The 14,460-nt window shown below is 72.9% G+C and carries 20 protein-coding genes; 15 read left to right on the plus strand and 5 right to left on the minus strand.

Features of this window, described 5'->3' with window-relative positions; genetic code table 11:
• Nucleotides 1-24: 24 nt before the first annotated feature.
• On the plus strand, nt 25-312 hold the full coding sequence (locus tag DT019_RS24330) for a DUF1416 domain-containing protein (RefSeq protein WP_016644785.1): 288 nt from the start codon (nt 25-27) through the stop codon (nt 310-312).
• Between the two features lie 161 nt (nt 313-473).
• Nucleotides 474-734 carry a DUF3099 domain-containing protein gene (locus DT019_RS24335; RefSeq protein ID WP_114039029.1) on the plus strand — a complete coding sequence of 87 codons (261 nt, stop codon included), beginning with the start codon at nt 474-476 and terminating at the stop codon, nt 732-734.
• A 48-nt stretch (nt 735-782) separates the two neighbouring features.
• Here DT019_RS24335 and DT019_RS24340 read toward each other — a convergent pair whose 3' ends face one another.
• Nucleotides 783-1,148 (minus strand): DsrE family protein, encoded by a 366-nt coding sequence (locus DT019_RS24340; protein ID WP_114039030.1) that lies wholly within the window; start codon nt 1,146-1,148, stop codon nt 783-785.
• Nucleotides 1,149-1,252: 104 nt separating this feature from the next.
• Between DT019_RS24340 and DT019_RS39735 the strand changes: the two genes are divergently transcribed.
• The 7 genes from DT019_RS39735 to DT019_RS24375 all read left to right on the plus strand — a co-directional run bounded on the left by DT019_RS39735 (nt 1,253) and on the right by DT019_RS24375 (nt 6,132).
• On the plus strand, nt 1,253-1,408 hold the full coding sequence (locus DT019_RS39735) for a hypothetical protein (protein WP_189389894.1): 156 nt from the start codon (nt 1,253-1,255) through the stop codon (nt 1,406-1,408).
• Between the two features lie 26 nt (nt 1,409-1,434).
• Nucleotides 1,435-2,100 carry a hypothetical protein gene (locus DT019_RS24345; protein ID WP_114039031.1) on the plus strand — a complete coding sequence of 222 codons (666 nt, stop codon included), beginning with the start codon at nt 1,435-1,437 and terminating at the stop codon, nt 2,098-2,100.
• Entirely contained in the window at nt 2,097-2,903 is an 807-nt protein-coding gene (locus DT019_RS24350) for a hypothetical protein (protein WP_114039032.1), read from the plus strand. The genes DT019_RS24345 and DT019_RS24350 overlap by 4 nt, the downstream gene beginning before the upstream one ends.
• On the plus strand, nt 2,900-3,742 hold the full coding sequence (locus tag DT019_RS24355) for a hypothetical protein (protein WP_223279736.1): 843 nt from the start codon (nt 2,900-2,902) through the stop codon (nt 3,740-3,742). The genes DT019_RS24350 and DT019_RS24355 overlap by 4 nt, the downstream gene beginning before the upstream one ends.
• A 281-nt stretch (nt 3,743-4,023) precedes the next feature.
• Nucleotides 4,024-4,596 (plus strand): FABP family protein, encoded by a 573-nt coding sequence (locus DT019_RS24365; RefSeq protein WP_114039033.1) that lies wholly within the window; start codon nt 4,024-4,026, stop codon nt 4,594-4,596.
• Between the two features lie 122 nt (nt 4,597-4,718).
• Nucleotides 4,719-5,156, plus strand: coding sequence for a Fur family transcriptional regulator (locus tag DT019_RS24370; RefSeq protein WP_114039034.1), 438 nt, complete (start codon nt 4,719-4,721; stop codon nt 5,154-5,156).
• A gap of 10 nt (nt 5,157-5,166) precedes the next feature.
• Nucleotides 5,167-6,132 carry a YgfZ/GcvT domain-containing protein gene (locus DT019_RS24375; protein ID WP_114039035.1) on the plus strand — a complete coding sequence of 322 codons (966 nt, stop codon included), beginning with the start codon at nt 5,167-5,169 and terminating at the stop codon, nt 6,130-6,132.
• A gap of 3 nt (nt 6,133-6,135) precedes the next feature.
• Here DT019_RS24375 and dtd read toward each other — a convergent pair whose 3' ends face one another.
• On the minus strand, nt 6,136-6,561 hold the full coding sequence (gene dtd, locus DT019_RS24380; RefSeq protein ID WP_114039036.1) for a D-aminoacyl-tRNA deacylase: 426 nt from the start codon (nt 6,559-6,561) through the stop codon (nt 6,136-6,138).
• Between the two features lie 168 nt (nt 6,562-6,729).
• On the opposite strand from dtd, the gene DT019_RS24385 reads away from it, so the two are divergent.
• Both DT019_RS24385 and DT019_RS24390 read left to right on the plus strand, forming a co-directional pair.
• Complete coding sequence (locus DT019_RS24385; protein WP_114039037.1) at nt 6,730-7,323, plus strand: ABC transporter substrate-binding protein; 594 nt, start codon at nt 6,730-6,732, stop codon at nt 7,321-7,323.
• 61 nt (nt 7,324-7,384) lie between these two features.
• Complete coding sequence (locus DT019_RS24390) at nt 7,385-8,350, plus strand: asparaginase (RefSeq protein ID WP_114039038.1); 966 nt, start codon at nt 7,385-7,387, stop codon at nt 8,348-8,350.
• A 28-nt stretch (nt 8,351-8,378) separates the two neighbouring features.
• On the opposite strand, the gene DT019_RS24395 is transcribed toward DT019_RS24390, so the two are convergent.
• Complete coding sequence (locus DT019_RS24395; protein ID WP_114039185.1) at nt 8,379-9,350, minus strand: zinc-binding dehydrogenase; 972 nt, start codon at nt 9,348-9,350, stop codon at nt 8,379-8,381.
• A 185-nt stretch (nt 9,351-9,535) separates the two neighbouring features.
• Between DT019_RS24395 and DT019_RS24400 the strand changes: the two genes are divergently transcribed.
• From DT019_RS24400 to DT019_RS24415, 4 genes are all read left to right on the plus strand, one after another.
• Complete coding sequence (locus DT019_RS24400; protein WP_114039186.1) at nt 9,536-10,144, plus strand: TetR/AcrR family transcriptional regulator; 609 nt, start codon at nt 9,536-9,538, stop codon at nt 10,142-10,144.
• 79 nt (nt 10,145-10,223) lie between these two features.
• On the plus strand, nt 10,224-10,646 hold the full coding sequence (locus DT019_RS24405) for a helix-turn-helix domain-containing protein (protein WP_114039039.1): 423 nt from the start codon (nt 10,224-10,226) through the stop codon (nt 10,644-10,646).
• 22 nt (nt 10,647-10,668) lie between these two features.
• Entirely contained in the window at nt 10,669-11,253 is a 585-nt protein-coding gene (locus tag DT019_RS24410; RefSeq protein ID WP_114039040.1) for a hypothetical protein, read from the plus strand.
• Between the two features lie 140 nt (nt 11,254-11,393).
• Nucleotides 11,394-11,738 (plus strand): DUF2516 family protein, encoded by a 345-nt coding sequence (locus DT019_RS24415; protein WP_114039187.1) that lies wholly within the window; start codon nt 11,394-11,396, stop codon nt 11,736-11,738.
• Between the two features lie 4 nt (nt 11,739-11,742).
• Here the strand turns inward: DT019_RS24415 and DT019_RS24420 are convergent, their stop codons facing one another.
• A complete protein-coding gene (locus tag DT019_RS24420; protein ID WP_114039041.1) occupies nt 11,743-12,999 on the minus strand; it encodes a PP2C family protein-serine/threonine phosphatase in 1,257 nt (418 codons plus the stop codon).
• A gap of 328 nt (nt 13,000-13,327) precedes the next feature.
• The gene (locus tag DT019_RS24425; protein WP_114039188.1) at nt 13,328-14,383 is read right to left on the minus strand and encodes an NlpC/P60 family protein; all 1,056 of its coding nucleotides are present in this window, start codon (nt 14,381-14,383) and stop codon (nt 13,328-13,330) included.
• Between the last annotated feature and the right edge of the window lie 77 nt (nt 14,384-14,460).

Here is a 14,460-nt window from a genome sequence, read left to right on the forward strand (position 1 = left end):
ACCGTAAACCGTAAGGAAGAGCCCATGTGTGGAGCGAAGGCCGGCGGCCCCGACGCCTCGACGATCAAGCCCGGTGAGACCACCATCCAGGGCCAGGTGACCCGCGACGGCGAGCCCGTCACCGGTTACGTGCGCCTGCTCGACTCGACCGGCGAGTTCACCGCCGAGGTCCCGACCTCGGCCACCGGACAGTTCCGCTTCTACGCGGCCGAGGGCACGTGGACCGTGCGCGCCCTGGTGCCGGGCGGCAGCGCGGACCGTACGGTCGTCGCCCGGACCGGTGGCCTCGCCGAGGTCGCCATCGCCGTCTGACCGACGGCGGCACGCAGGACCGGCCGGAGGGCCGCACCCCGGGGGTTGGACGCCTTGGAATGGGGTGCGGCCCTCCGTGCCGTCCGCCGGGCGCCGCAGCGGCCCCGCCCGGTCGGCCTCGTACCGTTTCCGGGCCGGGCCGGTGGTCGTACGCTGGATCTATGTTGGCCCGGCGTCGGCGTGGCTACTTCTGGATGATGGGCGGCTGCATCCTGCTCTTCGTGTCCGCCTGGGGCTTCGTGCGCCTGTGGTCGGTCCCGGTGGCGGTGGGCATGTGCGTGGTCGCCATGGTGATCCCGCCGGTCGCCGCGATGGTCGCCAACCGGCGCGGCCCCGACGACCGCTGGTGGGACGATCCGTCGGGCGACCCGAAGTCGGACGAGTGGTGGGACGAGCTGGACGGCAAGCGGCGCCGCCCGTGAGCGGCTGAACCCCGCCCGCCGGGGCCCGCCCGCCCGGCTCGGACGCGGCTAGTAGACGAGCGCCTGTACGCCGTCGGCCATGACCTCCTGCACGAAGACCTGCGCGCCCGCGATCCGTACGCCGTCCAGCACGTCCTTCTCGGTGATCTCCCGGCGGGTCGCGCACTGCGTGCACAGCGTGATCCGCCCGGCCGCCTGGATCGACTCGATGAGGTCGGGCAGCGGCGCGGCGTGCGGGAGCGAGAACTCGGCGGCCCGGCCCGGCAGGGCGAACCAGGACGCTTCGCCCGTCAGCCACAGCGAGACCTCCACCCCGCTGGCCGCCGCCACGGCCGCGACGGTGAACGCCTGCGAGCACCGCTCGGGCGCGTCGGCACCGGCGGTCACCTTGATCACGAGCTTCTTGTTCGGCATATGCCGAACTGTAATCCGCCGCGCCACAACCTCCCCCCGCCGCTATGGGTCTGCTGTGTGCCGCGGATGACGGAATCCGCGCTTCAAGTCCTGTGGGGGGACACGTGAGTTCAACGACAGAGCCACCCGGCGCGTCCGGGCCCGGCCCCGCCTCGCCGGTCGCGCAGGGCCCGCCGGCCCCGGCCGATCCCTTGGCGGGCGCCGAGAACCCGGCCTCCGTCCCCGTACGCCCCGGCGCCCCCGGCGCCGCACCGCCCTGATCGTCGCGGGCGCGGCCCTGCTCGGGGTGCTGGCGGGGACGGTCACCGGGTACGCCGTCCAGTACCAGCGCGGGCCGACGCCGCTCGGCCCGCTCGCGCAGCAGGGACTCGCGGAGTCGAGGACCGCTCCGGCGGACCGGAACACGACGGCGCGGGGCGTCTCGGTCAACCGCTGGGACGAGAAGTCCGACGGCGACCTGCGCCGCCTCCTCCTCGCCAAGCCGGACGCGGCGAAGACCGAGACGCAGCCCACCTGGCAGGACCTGCTGCTCGCGTCGGCCGACTACGAGCATCCCGACGGCGCCTTCGCCCGCTTCCTGCGCGACGGGTTCCGGCGCAGCGCGACGACGACCTGGTCGCAGGACGGCAAGGTCTACGTCACCGTGACGCTGACCCAGTTCCGCGACGACACCGCGGTCAAGTCCAAGGACTACGCGCGGCAGCAGCAGAAGTACCTGCCCGAGGAGGCGTTCGCGGGCAACTACGGCAAGCCGGTCCCGGGCAGCGACAACGGGCGCACCTACGTGTTCGACAAGCCGCACACCGAGGCCGGGTACGAGCCGCTCTACGAGGGCCGGGCGCTGGCCTGGCGCAACGGGATCTTCATGGAGATCCAGTACAACGACAACTCGGGCCCCGTCTCGGAACCGGCCCTCCAGGCCCTGGCCAAGCAGCAGTTGGAGCGCCTGTGAACGAGCCCGTGGAACCTGCCGACGCGCAGACCGTCCCCGCTCCGGCCGGTGGGGCCGAGCCCGAGGCGACGGCGGCCGGAGCCCCGTCCCGCCGCCGTGTCGTCCCGCTCGTCTGCGGCGCCGTGGCGCTCCTCGCCGTGGCCGGGGGCGCCGCCCTCGGGCTCGGGGCGCTGGCGGACGCGGACCGCGGCTCACCGACCGTCGTGTGGGCGGAGCCCAGCGGATCGCCCGCCACCGCGCCCAAGGCCGGGGCCGCCCCGCTCGCCGGGCTCGGCGGCAAACTGCTTCCGCTGCCCCCGGGCTATCAACTCGGCCCGGACATCGGCGAGTTCGGCAATGACTCGGTCCTCGGCGCCCAGCAGGCCGCCGCGCTCCTGAAGGAGGGCGCCCGCGGGCTGCCCGCCGGTGAGCGCGAGAAGAACGACAAGGCGGTCGACGGACTGAAGGTCCAGGGCATCGCCCTGCGCAGCTACACCGACGGCACCTTCGTCACCGAGATGCGGCTCTCCCGGATGGAGAACACCGAGGCGATCAAGAAGCTGAACGCGTTCCAGGGCGAGCTCTCGCACGCGCTCAAGGCGCTCCGCGCGGGCCCCAGGATCGACGGCCACGCCAACGCCGTGTGCTTCCTGCTGCCCAAGGACGACAAGCTCAAGCTCGACGCGATGTTCTGCAACGCCTACGAGGGCGACGTCATGGTCAGCACGTACACCTACGCCCCCGCCCCGCTGGACACCAGCCGCGCGGCCGGGCTGCTGCGCAAGCAGCTCGACCTCATCAAGTCCCCCGGGGAGTCCGTGTGAGCGACCTGACCGACCTGACAGCCCCCGCCGGGCAGAGCCCCGCCGAGGACCCGCCCGCGCCCACCGCGCGCAAGGAGCGCCGGGTGCTCCGCGCGGTCCTGCGCTGGACGTCGGCCGTGGCCGTGTTCGGGGTGCTCGGCAGCGGGGTCGCGTACGGCATCGCGGCCCAGGAGCGTACCGACGTGCCGGGGCTCTCCACCAGGAACGACGGACGCTGGGCCTACCCGAAGCTGGTGAAGCCCGCGCTCCCGGCGGGAGCCGCGCTGCCGTACGCCGCCGACAACCCCGGCATGATCCACTACGCCGACCTGGAGCAGCTGCTGCTGCCGGCCCCGGCGGGGTCCACCCCCGATCCCACGCTGAAGGGCGACCGGAGCCGGATCACCGCCGACCGGTTCCTCCAGGAGTTCGGCGCCGACAACCGGGTCTCCAGCATGCGCCAGGACCTCGCCCAGGGCGGGCTGCGGCAGATCGCGGCCCGCGGCTGGACCATGCCGGACGGCACGGCCACCCGCATCTACCTGGTGCGCTTCCACAGCTCCGGCTACCAGAACGCGTTCACCACGCTGTACTTCTCCAACACGGGCAGCGCCCCGAGGCGCCTGTCGGACATCGAGGGCGAGTCCTCGCTCGACGAGGGCTACATCTCCGGCAACGGCATCCCGCACGTGCGGCACGACGTGTACGTCGAGGCGGCGCCGAGCGGGCCCGTGCAGGTCCGGCACGCCTACATCGCGGCCGGGGACATCGTGGCGCTGGTCGTCCAGTCGAGGAAGGGCTCCGCCGCCGCGGTCCCCTTCCACCAGACCACGGTCCTCCAGGAGCAGCTCCTCGGCTGAGCCGCGCGCGGCCCGCGGCGCCGTACGACGGGGCGCGCCACCGGCGGCGTACCTCACAGAGAGGGCCGGGCCCCCACCCATTAGGCTGGGGGCCGGCCCCGTCCGCCCCTACACCCGCTCATGCGAGGAGCCCCCCGTGCTTGAGGCTGTTTTCTCCACCCTCCTTGTCCTGGTCTGCGTCGGCGTCCTCGCGTTCGCCGGGCTGACCGTCAAGAAGCTCTACCAGGGCCAGCGCTGACCCCGACGCTCGCCTCGACCGCAACGAAGAGATCGCAGCCCTCATGATCGAGATTCCGTCCGACCTGCACCCCGACCTCGTGCCCCTCGTCTTCCTCCTCGGTACGTGGGAGGGCGCCGGCGTGACCGACTTCCCGGGCGCCGAGAAGGCGAACTTCGGGCAGTCCGTGACCTTCTCCCACGACGGCCGTGACTTCCTGGAGTACGTCTCGCACTCCTGGATCCTGGACGCCGAGGGCAACAAGGTGAAGCCGCTGGAGTCCGAGTCCGGCTACTGGCGCATCGACAAGGACCGCAAGGTCGAGGTCGTCATGGTCCGCGACCAGGGCATCGTCGAGGTCTGGTACGGCGAGCTCGCCCACCAGAAGCCGCAGATCGACCTGGTCACCGACGCCGTCGCCCGCACCGCGGCCTCCGGCCCGTACACCGGCGGCAAGCGCCTGTACGGCTACGTCAAGAGCGACCTGATGTGGGTCGGCGAGAAGGCGACCCCCGACGTCGAGCTCCGCCCCTACATGTCGGCGCACCTGAAGAAGGTCGTCACGCCGGAAGAGGTCGCGGAGATGGCGCGGGGCCTGGGCGACCTGCCGGACGACGGCATCGCCTTCTTCAAGTAGGACGAGGGCTCGGCCGGGTGGGCCGGTGCGGTGCCGCGCCCCGAGGGGCGCGGCCGCCCCGACCGGCGCGCACCCGGCGCACTCACCCTCCCGCCCGGCGCGTTCGCTCCTACACTGGGAGCGTGGTGACCACCGACTGGCAGAGCGACCTCCGCAGGCGCGGGTACCGGCTGACCCCCCAGCGACAGCTCGTCCTGGAGGCTGTCGACGTGCTCGAACACGCGACGCCCGACGACATCCTCACCGAGGTGCGCAAGACGGCGGGCGGCGTGAACATCTCCACCGTGTACCGGACCCTTGAGCTCCTGGAGGAGCTGGGCCTGGTCTCGCACGCCCACCTCGGGCACGGCGCCCCGACGTACCACCTGGCCGACCGGCACCACCACCTCCACCTGGTGTGCCGCGACTGCACCGAGGTGATCGAGGCCGACGTCGAGGTGGCCGCCGACTTCACCGCGAAGCTCCGGCGCGACTTCGGCTTCGAGACGGACATGAAGCACTTCGCGATTTTCGGGCGCTGCGACAGCTGCGCCCGGAAGGCTCCGAGCACCGAGTCGTAGGCTTGCCCGCATGAAGAGCCCTCTGCTGTCCCAGCCCGGCGCCGTCCCCGCCGAGGGGCGCGACGAAGGAGTCGCGGCGCACTACGGCGACCTGTTCCGCGAGCAGCGCGCGCTCGCCGGCGGCACCGGCCTCGTCGACCTCTCGCACCGCGGTGTCGTCACCGTCACCGGCGACGACCGGCTGAGCTGGCTGCACCTGCTGCTCACCCAGCACGTCAGCGAGCTGCCCGCCGGGCAGGCCGCCGAAGCGCTGGTGCTGTCCGCGCACGGTCATGTCGAGCACGCCCTGTACCTCGTCGACGACGGCACCACGGTGTGGATCCACGTCGAGCCCGGCACCGAGGGCGAGCTGATCGCCTATCTGGAGTCGATGAAGTTCTTCTACCGGGTCGAAGTCGCCGACCGCACCGCGGAGTTCGCGGTCGTCCACCTGCCCGCCGGGTCCATCGCGGAGGTGCCGGACGGGGTGGTGGTGCGCGAGACGGCGTACGGCCGCGATCTCTTCCTGCCCCGCGCCGACCTGGAGAAGTACGCCGTACAGGCGGGCCCCCTCGTCGGGATCCTGGCGTACGAGGCGCTCCGCGTGGAGGCGCACCGGCCGCGGCTCGGCTTCGAGACCGACCACCGGACGATCCCGCACGAGGTGGGCTGGATCGGCTCGGCCGTTCACCTCCAGAAGGGCTGCTACCGGGGCCAGGAGACCGTCGCGCGCGTCCACAACCTGGGCAAGCCCCCGCGCCGCCTGGTCTTCCTGCACCTGGACGGCAGCGAGGTGCTGCTGCCCGGCTCCGGCACGCCGGTCCGGCTCGCGGCCGACGGTCCCGAGGGCCGCCAGCTCGGCTTCATCACGACCTCGGCCCGCCACCACGAGCTGGGCCCGATCGCGCTGGCCCTGGTCAAGCGGAACGTCCCGGTGGACGCGGAGCTGCTCGCGGGCAGCACCGCGGCGGCCCAGGAGGTCGTGGTCGAGCCGTAGGGCTCAGACGTCGACGACGATCGTGAACGGGCCGTGGTTGGTGAGGGACACCCGCATGTCCGCGCCGAAGCGGCCCGTCTCCACGTGCGCGCCCAGCGCCCGCAGCCGGGCCACGACCTCGTCGACCAGGGGCTCGGCCACCTCGCCCGGGGCCGCCGCGTTCCAGGTGGGGCGGCGACCCTTGCGGGCGTCCCCGTAGAGAGTGAACTGCGAAATCGCCAGCAAGGGCGCATTCACGTCCGAGCAGGACTTCTCGCCCTCAAGGATGCGAACCGACCACAGCTTGCGGGCGAGCTGCGCCGCCTTGTCCGGATTGTCCCCGTGGGTGACTCCGACCAGGACACACAGCCCCTCGCCCGCGATCTCGCCGACCGTCTCACCGTCCACGACGACCTTCGCGCCGTCGACTCTCTGCACCACCGCTCGCATGCGCCCCAACCTATGACACCGTCCCGTCCGATTTCCGAGCGGCTGAACGGGTGCAGTGCACCTGCACGTGCCGTACCCGGAGTGGCACGATGCGTACAGGCGGTGCTTCCCCTCGGCCCTTCGGGCCCGGGGAGACCCCATGCACCGGTCGAGGGGACGGAAAGACGCATGACCACACCAGGCGCCGGGCAGTCGCCCGGTCCCGTATCGCTGACCCGGACCAGCCCGCGTACCGCCGTGCGGCCGCCCGTGCAGCGGGCCGGTGGCACCCTGCCGCCCCAGCGCGACCACGATCTGGCCTCGCTCCGGCTCGCCGAGCTGCGCACCCTGCGACGGCAGTCGCAGCGCGACGAGGCCGACCTCAGCTATGTGCGGCGGCTGCTGCACGGCCGGATCGACATCCTGCGGGCCGAGCTGGCCCGGCGCACCGGGCCGCAGGCGCCGGTGGTGGAGCGGCTCGCCGAGATCCTCACCGACGCCCCGTCCTCGCACCGCGCCTCGGCCCGGCACGTCACGCTGTCGGCGCCGCGCAGCGAGGAGTACCGCATGCTGGCGGCGGAGATGGACGCCGAGGTCGAGCTGTCCGACCTGGCCGCCCGTACGGACGAGGAGCTGCACACCGCGACCGGGCGCCTGATCCGCTACGAGCAGCAGGTCTCGCGGCGCCGTCAGCAGCTCCAGCGCACCGCCGACGATTGCAGTGCCGAGATCGCCCGCAGGTACCGTGATGGTGAAGCACAAGTAGACGATCTGCTCACCTGACCCGCCCGCACCGGAAGCGACCCCTCCGGGGCAGGTCACCTGTCCGGAAGGCCGCACCGCCATGACCGCCGTGTCCCCGACGTCCCCGATACCCCCGGTCCTCGCCGAAGTCGTCCGTTCCGGATTCGTCGAGGGCCATCACCGGGGTTCGCTGGTGGTGCTGGCGGCCGACGGCAGTGTCGAGTTCGCGCTCGGCGACCCGTCCGCGCCCGTCTTCCCGCGCTCGTCCAACAAGCCGATGCAGGCGGCCGCCGTGCTGCGGGCCGGTCTTGAGCTGTCCGGCGAGCGCCTGGCCATCGCCGCCGCCAGCCACTCGGGCGAGGGCTTCCACCTCGATCTCGTACGCAAGATGCTGGCCGAGCACGGCCTGACCCCGGACGACCTCCAGACGCCGCCCGACCTGCCGCTGGACCCGGCCGAGGCCGAGACGTACCTGGCGGCGGGCCACGTGCGCGAGCGGCTCACCATGAACTGCTCGGGCAAGCACGCGGCCATGCTCGCGGCCTGCAAGCTGAACGGCTGGGACGCCCGCGGCTACCTCGACCCGGCGCACCCGCTCCAGCGGCTGGTCCTGGAGTCCGTGGAGGCGGCCGCCGGCGAGCGGGTCGTCTCGGTCGGCACCGACGGCTGCGGGGCGCCGCTCATGGCGATCAGCCTGACCGGCCTCGCGCGGGCCTTCCGCACCTTCGCGACGGCCGGGGCGGACTCGGTCGAGGGCCGGGTCGCCGAGGCGATGCGCACGCACCCCGAGTACGTGGCCGGCACCCGGCGGCCCGACACCTGGCTGATGCGCGAGGTGCCCGGGACGCTGTCGAAGATGGGCGCCGAGGCCGTGCAGGCGGTGGCGCTCGCCGACGGCCGCGCGCTCGCCTTCAAGGTCGACGACGGCGCGACCCGTTCGCTCGGCCCGATCCTGGCCCGCGCGCTCCGGCTCCTGGGCGTGGACGGCCCGGTGGTGACCCGGATCGGCCGGGCGCCGCTGTTCGGCGGGGCCGCCGAGGTCGGGGAGATCCGCGCGACCTTCTGAGCCGGGGCCGCCCGGCCCGGCCCCCGGGTCAGGGCGTGAGCAGCACCTTGCCGACGAGGCCGCGCCCCTCGATCGCGGCGTGCGCCTCGGCGGCGCGCTCCAGCGGGAACACCGCGCCGATCACCGGCCGCAGCCGCCCGGCCGCCGCGTCCGCAAGGACCCGGCCGAGCAGTTCGGTACGGCGCCGCGGCGTCAGCTGTACGTCGCGGATGCCGACCAGGGTGACGCCGCGCCGCCGGGCCTCGTCCGGGTCGACGGCCGCGAAGCCGTTTCCGGTGGGGGCGCCGTGCGCGGAGAAGCGGCCGCCGTCGGCGGTCAACGCGTAGGCGGTCAGGCCGAGTCGGCCTCCCACGCCGTCCAGGACGAGATCGGCGCCGCCCTCGCCCAGCGCGGCCCGGGCGTGCCGTCCCCACTCCGGGTCGGTCGCGTCGACGACGTGGTCGGCGCCCAACTCCCGTACCAGCGCGGTCTTTTCGGGCCCGCGCGCCACCCCCACCACCCGGGCGCCGAGCGCACGGGCGAACTGGACGAGCAGGGTGCCCATGCCGCCGGACGCGCCGGTGATCAGGACGGTCTCGCCCGGCTTGAGCGCGGTGGTGTCGAGCAGCGCGAGGGCGGTCACCCCGTCGTGGACGAGGGCGGCCGCCTCGCGCGTCCCGACGCCGTCGGGGACGGGGGAGAGGTGGTCGGCGGGGGCCGCCAGGAGTTCGGCGTAGCTGTCGGCCCGGCCGGACACGGCCACCCGGCGGCCCAGCCAGGCCGGGTCCGTGCCGGGGCCGGTGGCGGTGACCGTGCCGGACACGCCGCCGGAGGGTACATAGGGCGGGGTGACGTCGAAGTACTCGCCGAACACCCCCGCGCGGATCTGGGTCTGCACGAAGAGGGTGTCGATGTGGTCGACCGCCACGACGGCCTCGCCCGGCCCGGCGACCGGATCCGGCACCTCCGCCGCGACCAGTACCTCGGGCCCGCCGAACTCCCTGACCTGTGCCACCCGCATGTCGACCACTCCCGCCCGTTGTCCGCGCCGGTGCGCGGTCCGTACGGCGAGTCTTCAACCTCGACCAGGCTTGAAGTCAAGGGTGATCCCGCACGGCCCGTACTAACGGTGCCGGGATGCCCTTAGGGTGAGGGCGGCGCGTCGGACGCCGGGTCGGACGAGAAACGGGAGTCGCGGTGGCGGGCGTGGAACCGGGGACGGTACGGCCGGGCGGGCGGACCGCGCGGGTGCGGGCGGCCGTGCTCCGGGCGGCCGGTGACGCACTGGCGGAGCACGGCTTCGACCGGCTGGACCTGGCCGACGTCGCCCGGCGGGCGGAGGTCGGCAAGACGACCGTCTACCGCCGCTGGTCCACCCCCGCGGGCCTGGTCGCCGACCTCCTGGACGACATGGCCGAGCAGTCCTCGCCCCGGGCGGACACCGGCTCGCTCGACGGCGACCTGCTGGCGAACGCCCGCCTCGTCGTCGGGACGCTGACCGATCCCCGGCAGGGCGCCTTGTTCAAGGCGGTCATCGCCGCGGCCACCTGCGACGACCGCGCGGCCCGCGCCCTGCGCCGCTTCTACGCCACCCGCATCGAGGAGTGGGCCCCCTGCGTGACCCGGGCCGCCGACCGCGGCGAACTCCCGCCGGGCACCGACCCGGCGGAAGTGATCCGATCGGTCTCGGCCCCGCTCTACTACCGCTTCCTGGTGAGCGGCGACCCCCTGGACGACACCGCGGCGACCCGCGCGGCCGCGGCCGCCGCGGCGGCGGCCAGGGCGGGGGCGTACCGGGTGCAACAGGGCGATTAGGCCCATCGCCCACGTGGCGCGGCACACTATTGCAAGCGTCTGCTTGCAATAGTTAGCAACATGGGTGCACCATCGGGGTATGGCATCGCTCAACGTCGGCAATCTCGGCGAGTATCTGCGCGAGCAGCGGCGCAACGCGCAGCTGTCGCTGCGGCAGCTCGCCGATGCCGCCGGGGTGTCCAATCCGTATCTGAGTCAGATCGAGCGCGGGCTGCGCAAGCCGAGCGCGGACATTCTGCAGCAGCTCGCGAAGGCGCTGCGGATCTCCGCCGAGACGCTGTACGTGCAGGCCGGGATTCTCGACGAGCGGTCCCCCGAGGCCGCGGGCACGCGGAGCGTCATTCTGGCCGACCCCTCGCTCAGCGAGCGCCAGAAGCAGGTTCTGCTCCAGATCTACGAGTCCTTCCGCAAGGAGAACGGGCTCGACGCCGACACGGACGACACGGACACAGACAGCGCCGCCGACGGCAGTGATGCCGACCACCCTCAAGCGAGCAACTGAGCACTGATCCGGGAGGACAGTCATGGCCATCACCGATGACCTGCGCAAGACCCTCACCGACCCCACCCCCCTCTACTTCCTCGCCGGTACGGCGGACTACGCGGGGCAGCAGGCCAAGAAGGTCCCGGCGCTGATCGAGAAGATCCAGACCGAGGCGCCCGAGCGCATCGAGGCGGTGCGCCGCACCGACCCCAAGGCCGTGCAGGAGAAGGCCACCGCCCGCGTCAAGGAGGTCCAGGCCGCCGTCACCACCCGTGCGAACGACCTGTTCGCCGCCCTCGACGGGGACTTCAAGAAGCTGGGCGAGGGTGCCCAGGACCTGGCGCTGCGCGGCGTGGGCGTGCTCGCGGAGTACGCCGTCAAGGCCCGCGAGGGCTACGACTCGGTCGCCGAGCACGGCCAGGAGGTCGTCAAGCAGTGGCGCGGTGAGGCCGCCGACGAGATCGTCGAGATCGCCGGCGCCGTGGAGCCCACGGGCGACGCCAAGGCTGACGCGCCCGCTCAGGGCGAGCCCGCCGCGGCCGACGCCGACGACAAGCCCGCCGCGAAGAAGGCCGCCCCGCGCAGGGCCCCGGCGAAGAAGACCGCCGCCAAGTCCGCGGAGTAGCACGCCACGCACCCCGGCTTCTCCCACTAGGTCGCGGGGCGGGCACCTTCGCGGTGGCCGCCTCGTTGGACTAGTACCTTGGCCGCGAGACGCTCTCCGTACTCATCAGGACCTTCAGGACTCACTAGGCGGTGCACGGCATGTTGCTCACGGGATTCAGCCTTCTCACGTCGCTGCTCTATCTCGCGATGCTCGTCATCGCCGTGGTGGCGCTGGTCTTCGCCGTCGTGGCCCGTGAGGACGCGTACCGCGCGGCCGACAAGCAGACCAAGCCGTTCTGGCTGATCATCCTCGGCATCACGGTCGTGGTGAACCTGGTCGTGCCGGTGCTGTTCCTGCAGCTCGCCGGGCTCGTCGCGTCGATCGTGTTCATGGTCGACGTGCGGCCCGCGCTCCGGCAGGTCTCCGGCGGTGGCCGGGGCGGCCGCCGCGGCGGCGGCTCCAGCAGCGACGGTCCGTACGGGCCCTACAACGGCGGGCGGTAGCCCCTCAGGCGGGGAGCCCGGCCCGGTCCGCGCGCTTGCGCTCCAGCAGGACCACCGCCACGTCGTCCGTCAGCTCGCCGCCGTTGAGCTCGCGGGCCCGGGTCACCGCCGCTTCGAGCAGTGACTCGCCGCGCAGCCCGGACGCCAGCTGGCTGTTGATCATCTCCAGCATGCCGTCCTGCCCCAGCCGTCGGCTGCCCTCGCCGGTGCGGCCCTCGATGAGGCCGTCGGTGTACATCAACAGGCCCCACTCCCGGCCGAGTTCGACCTGGCGGCGCGGCCAGCGGGCGCGCGGCAGCAGGCCGAGGGCCGGGCCGCCGTTCTCGTACGGGAGCAGCTGCGCCCGGCCGTCGAGCGCGATCAGCGGCGAGGGGTGCCCGGCCAGGCACAGGCCCGCGCTGCGGCCGTCGGGGGCGATGTCGACGGTGCACAGCGTCGCGAATATCTCCTCGCTGTCGCGCTCGTGCTCCAGCACCTCCTGAAGCGTCGAGAGCAGCTCGTCGCCGCACAGCCCCGCGAGGGTCAACGCCCGCCAGGCAATGCGCAGTTCGACCCCGAGCGCCGCCTCGTCGGGCCCGTGGCCGCAGACGTCGCCGATCATCGCGTGGACGGTCCCGTCGGGCGTGCGCACCGTGTCGTAGAAGTCGCCGCCGAGCAGCGCCCGCGAGCGGCCGGGGCGGTAGCGGGCCGCGAAGCGCAGGTCCGAGCCGTCGAGCAGCGGGGTCGGCAGCAGACCGCGCTCCAGGCGGGCGTTCTCCTGGGCGCGCAGCCGCGACTCGGCCAGCTTGTACTGGGCGGTGTCCGCGCGCTTGCGCTCCACCGCGTACCGGATGGCGCGGCTGAGCAGCCTGCCGTCCAGCTCGTCGCGGAACAGATAGTCCTGCGCGCCGACCCGGACCGCCTCCGCCGCCCGTTCCGCGTGGGTGGACGGGGTGAGGGCCAGCACGGCGTGGCGCGGGGCGAGGAGGAGCAGATGGCGCAGGGCGTCGAGCTCGTCGTCCGGGTCGCGGCCGGGCAGCGCCAGGTCGAGCAGGATGCAGTGGATGTCGTCGGTGAGCAGCCGCTCGGCCTCGGTGAGGTTGCGGGCGGTGCGGATGCGGACCCGGGTGCCCGCCGAGTCGAGGAGCTCGTGCACGGTGAAGGTGCCCGTCGGGTCGTCCTCGATGACCAGCAGGTTGAGCGGGGTGTCTGCCGCGCTGCCCGTGGGGGCCTCCGGTGCGGCTCGCTGGTGCGGTACGGGTACGTGCTGGGATGCGGGCATCGTCGGTTCCGGAATCCTTCCCTCCCCCCGAGGGCGCGGGGAGCGCCGGTCGGCGCCCCACCAGCCGGGACCCTAGCGTCATCCAGGGGCGGGACGGAATGGCGTTCGACACGTGATCGGCGGAGGCCGGTTGGCATATGCCTCATGCCTCATTTGTCCGGGCCCCAGGAAGTTGCGGGTTGCCCGTACCGCCGGTACGGAACTGCCCGCCCGGTCGCCCCGGAACTGCCCGCCCGGACGCGCCGGACGGCCCGGCCGACGGCGCGGCGCCCGGACGGGCGCGGCGCGCGGCGGGACGCGGATGCCCGGCTTGTCCGCTATGGGGTGGCTACTTGTCGGGGCGTACGACGCCGAGGATCGGCATGGTGCCCGCTCCCGTGATCGTCACGTTCCGGCCGGGCCGGGGGGAGTGGACGATCGCGCCGTCGCCGATGTACATCCCGACGTGGGTCGCGTCGGCGAAGTAGATGATGAGGTCGCCGGGGCGCATGTCCTTGATCGCGACGTGCGGCAGCTGTGCCCACTGCTCCTGCGAGGTCCGCGGGATCGGGTGCCCGGCCGCGAGCCAGGCCTGCGAGGTGAGCCCCGAGCAGTCGAAGGTGTCGGGACCCGCGGCTCCCCAGACGTACGCCTTGCCGATCTGGTCGGTCGCGAACTTGACGGCCTTCTTGCCCTGCTCGCTCGCGCCGGCGTTGATCTCCTTCAGTATCCCCGTGCTCAGCCAGGCCGTCTGGGAGTCGAACTCCTTCTTCCGCTCCAGCTCGGCCAGGCGCTGCTTCTCCTGCTCCTTGAGCTGGGACTGGAGCTTCTCGGCCGCCGCGATCTTCTCGGTGATGTCCTTCTTCGCGGCTTCCTTCTTGACCCGGTTGTCCTCCAGGTTCTTCCACTGGGCGGTGGCGTCCTTGCTGTACGCCGCCAGGTCGGCCTGGGTGCGGTTCAGCTCGCCCAGCAGGCCCTGGGCCGCCTGCTGGCCCTGGCGCAGCGCGTCGGCTCCGTCGAGGAAGGTCTCGGGGTCGCCGCTGAGCATCATCTGCGCGCCGGGCGGCAGGCCGCCGTTGCGGTACTGCATCCGCGCGGTGGCGCCCGCCTGGTCCTTCAGGCGCTTGATCTTCTCCTGGCCCTTCACGATCTCCTGGGCCAGCTGGACGATCTGCGCGGACTGCTGCTTGGTCTGCTCCTCGGCGAGGTTGTACGCGTCGGTGGCGGTGGCCGCCTGGCGGTAGAGGTCGTCGATCTCCTTGCCCACCTCGTCCAGCGTCCGCGGCTGCGCCGGCGCCGTGGCCGACGCGTTGGGCGTCGGGTCGGCGAACGCCGTGCCCGGCGCGGCCAGCGCCGTCAAGGCGCACACCAAGGCGATCGCGGCCGCCAACCGGCGTTTCTTCAGCACTGTCAACTCCCCCTCCAGCCAACCCCGGCCCCACACCGGAACACCGGTCAGTCTGGATGTGATTTACCGTCAGT

The sequence above is a fragment of the Streptomyces sp. SDr-06 genome, from assembly GCF_003324565.1.
Classification (GTDB): Bacteria; Actinomycetota; Actinomycetes; order Streptomycetales; family Streptomycetaceae; genus Streptomyces.

Bases quoted from the DNA above. Each gene is read 5' to 3' on its own strand.
- DT019_RS24415 (WP_114039187.1), top strand. From the start codon at position 11,394: ATGTTGCTCACGGGATTCAGCCTTCTCACGTCGCTGCTCTATCTCGCG.
- DT019_RS24340 (WP_114039030.1), bottom strand. From the start codon at position 1,148: ATGCCGAACAAGAAGCTCGTGATCAAGGTGACCGCCGGTGCCGACGCG.
- DT019_RS24365 (WP_114039033.1), top strand. From the start codon at position 4,024: ATGATCGAGATTCCGTCCGACCTGCACCCCGACCTCGTGCCCCTCGTC.
- DT019_RS24375 (WP_114039035.1), top strand. From the start codon at position 5,167: ATGAAGAGCCCTCTGCTGTCCCAGCCCGGCGCCGTCCCCGCCGAGGGG.
- DT019_RS24390 (WP_114039038.1), top strand. From the start codon at position 7,385: ATGACCGCCGTGTCCCCGACGTCCCCGATACCCCCGGTCCTCGCCGAA.
- DT019_RS24410 (WP_114039040.1), top strand. From the start codon at position 10,669: ATGGCCATCACCGATGACCTGCGCAAGACCCTCACCGACCCCACCCCC.
- DT019_RS24335 (WP_114039029.1), top strand. From the start codon at position 474: ATGTTGGCCCGGCGTCGGCGTGGCTACTTCTGGATGATGGGCGGCTGC.
- DT019_RS24405 (WP_114039039.1), top strand. From the start codon at position 10,224: ATGGCATCGCTCAACGTCGGCAATCTCGGCGAGTATCTGCGCGAGCAG.
- dtd (WP_114039036.1), bottom strand. From the start codon at position 6,561: ATGCGAGCGGTGGTGCAGAGAGTCGACGGCGCGAAGGTCGTCGTGGAC.
- DT019_RS24385 (WP_114039037.1), top strand. From the start codon at position 6,730: ATGACCACACCAGGCGCCGGGCAGTCGCCCGGTCCCGTATCGCTGACC.
- DT019_RS24330 (WP_016644785.1), top strand. From the start codon at position 25: ATGTGTGGAGCGAAGGCCGGCGGCCCCGACGCCTCGACGATCAAGCCC.
- DT019_RS24395 (WP_114039185.1), bottom strand. From the start codon at position 9,350: ATGCGGGTGGCACAGGTCAGGGAGTTCGGCGGGCCCGAGGTACTGGTC.
- DT019_RS24420 (WP_114039041.1), bottom strand. From the start codon at position 12,999: ATGCCCGCATCCCAGCACGTACCCGTACCGCACCAGCGAGCCGCACCG.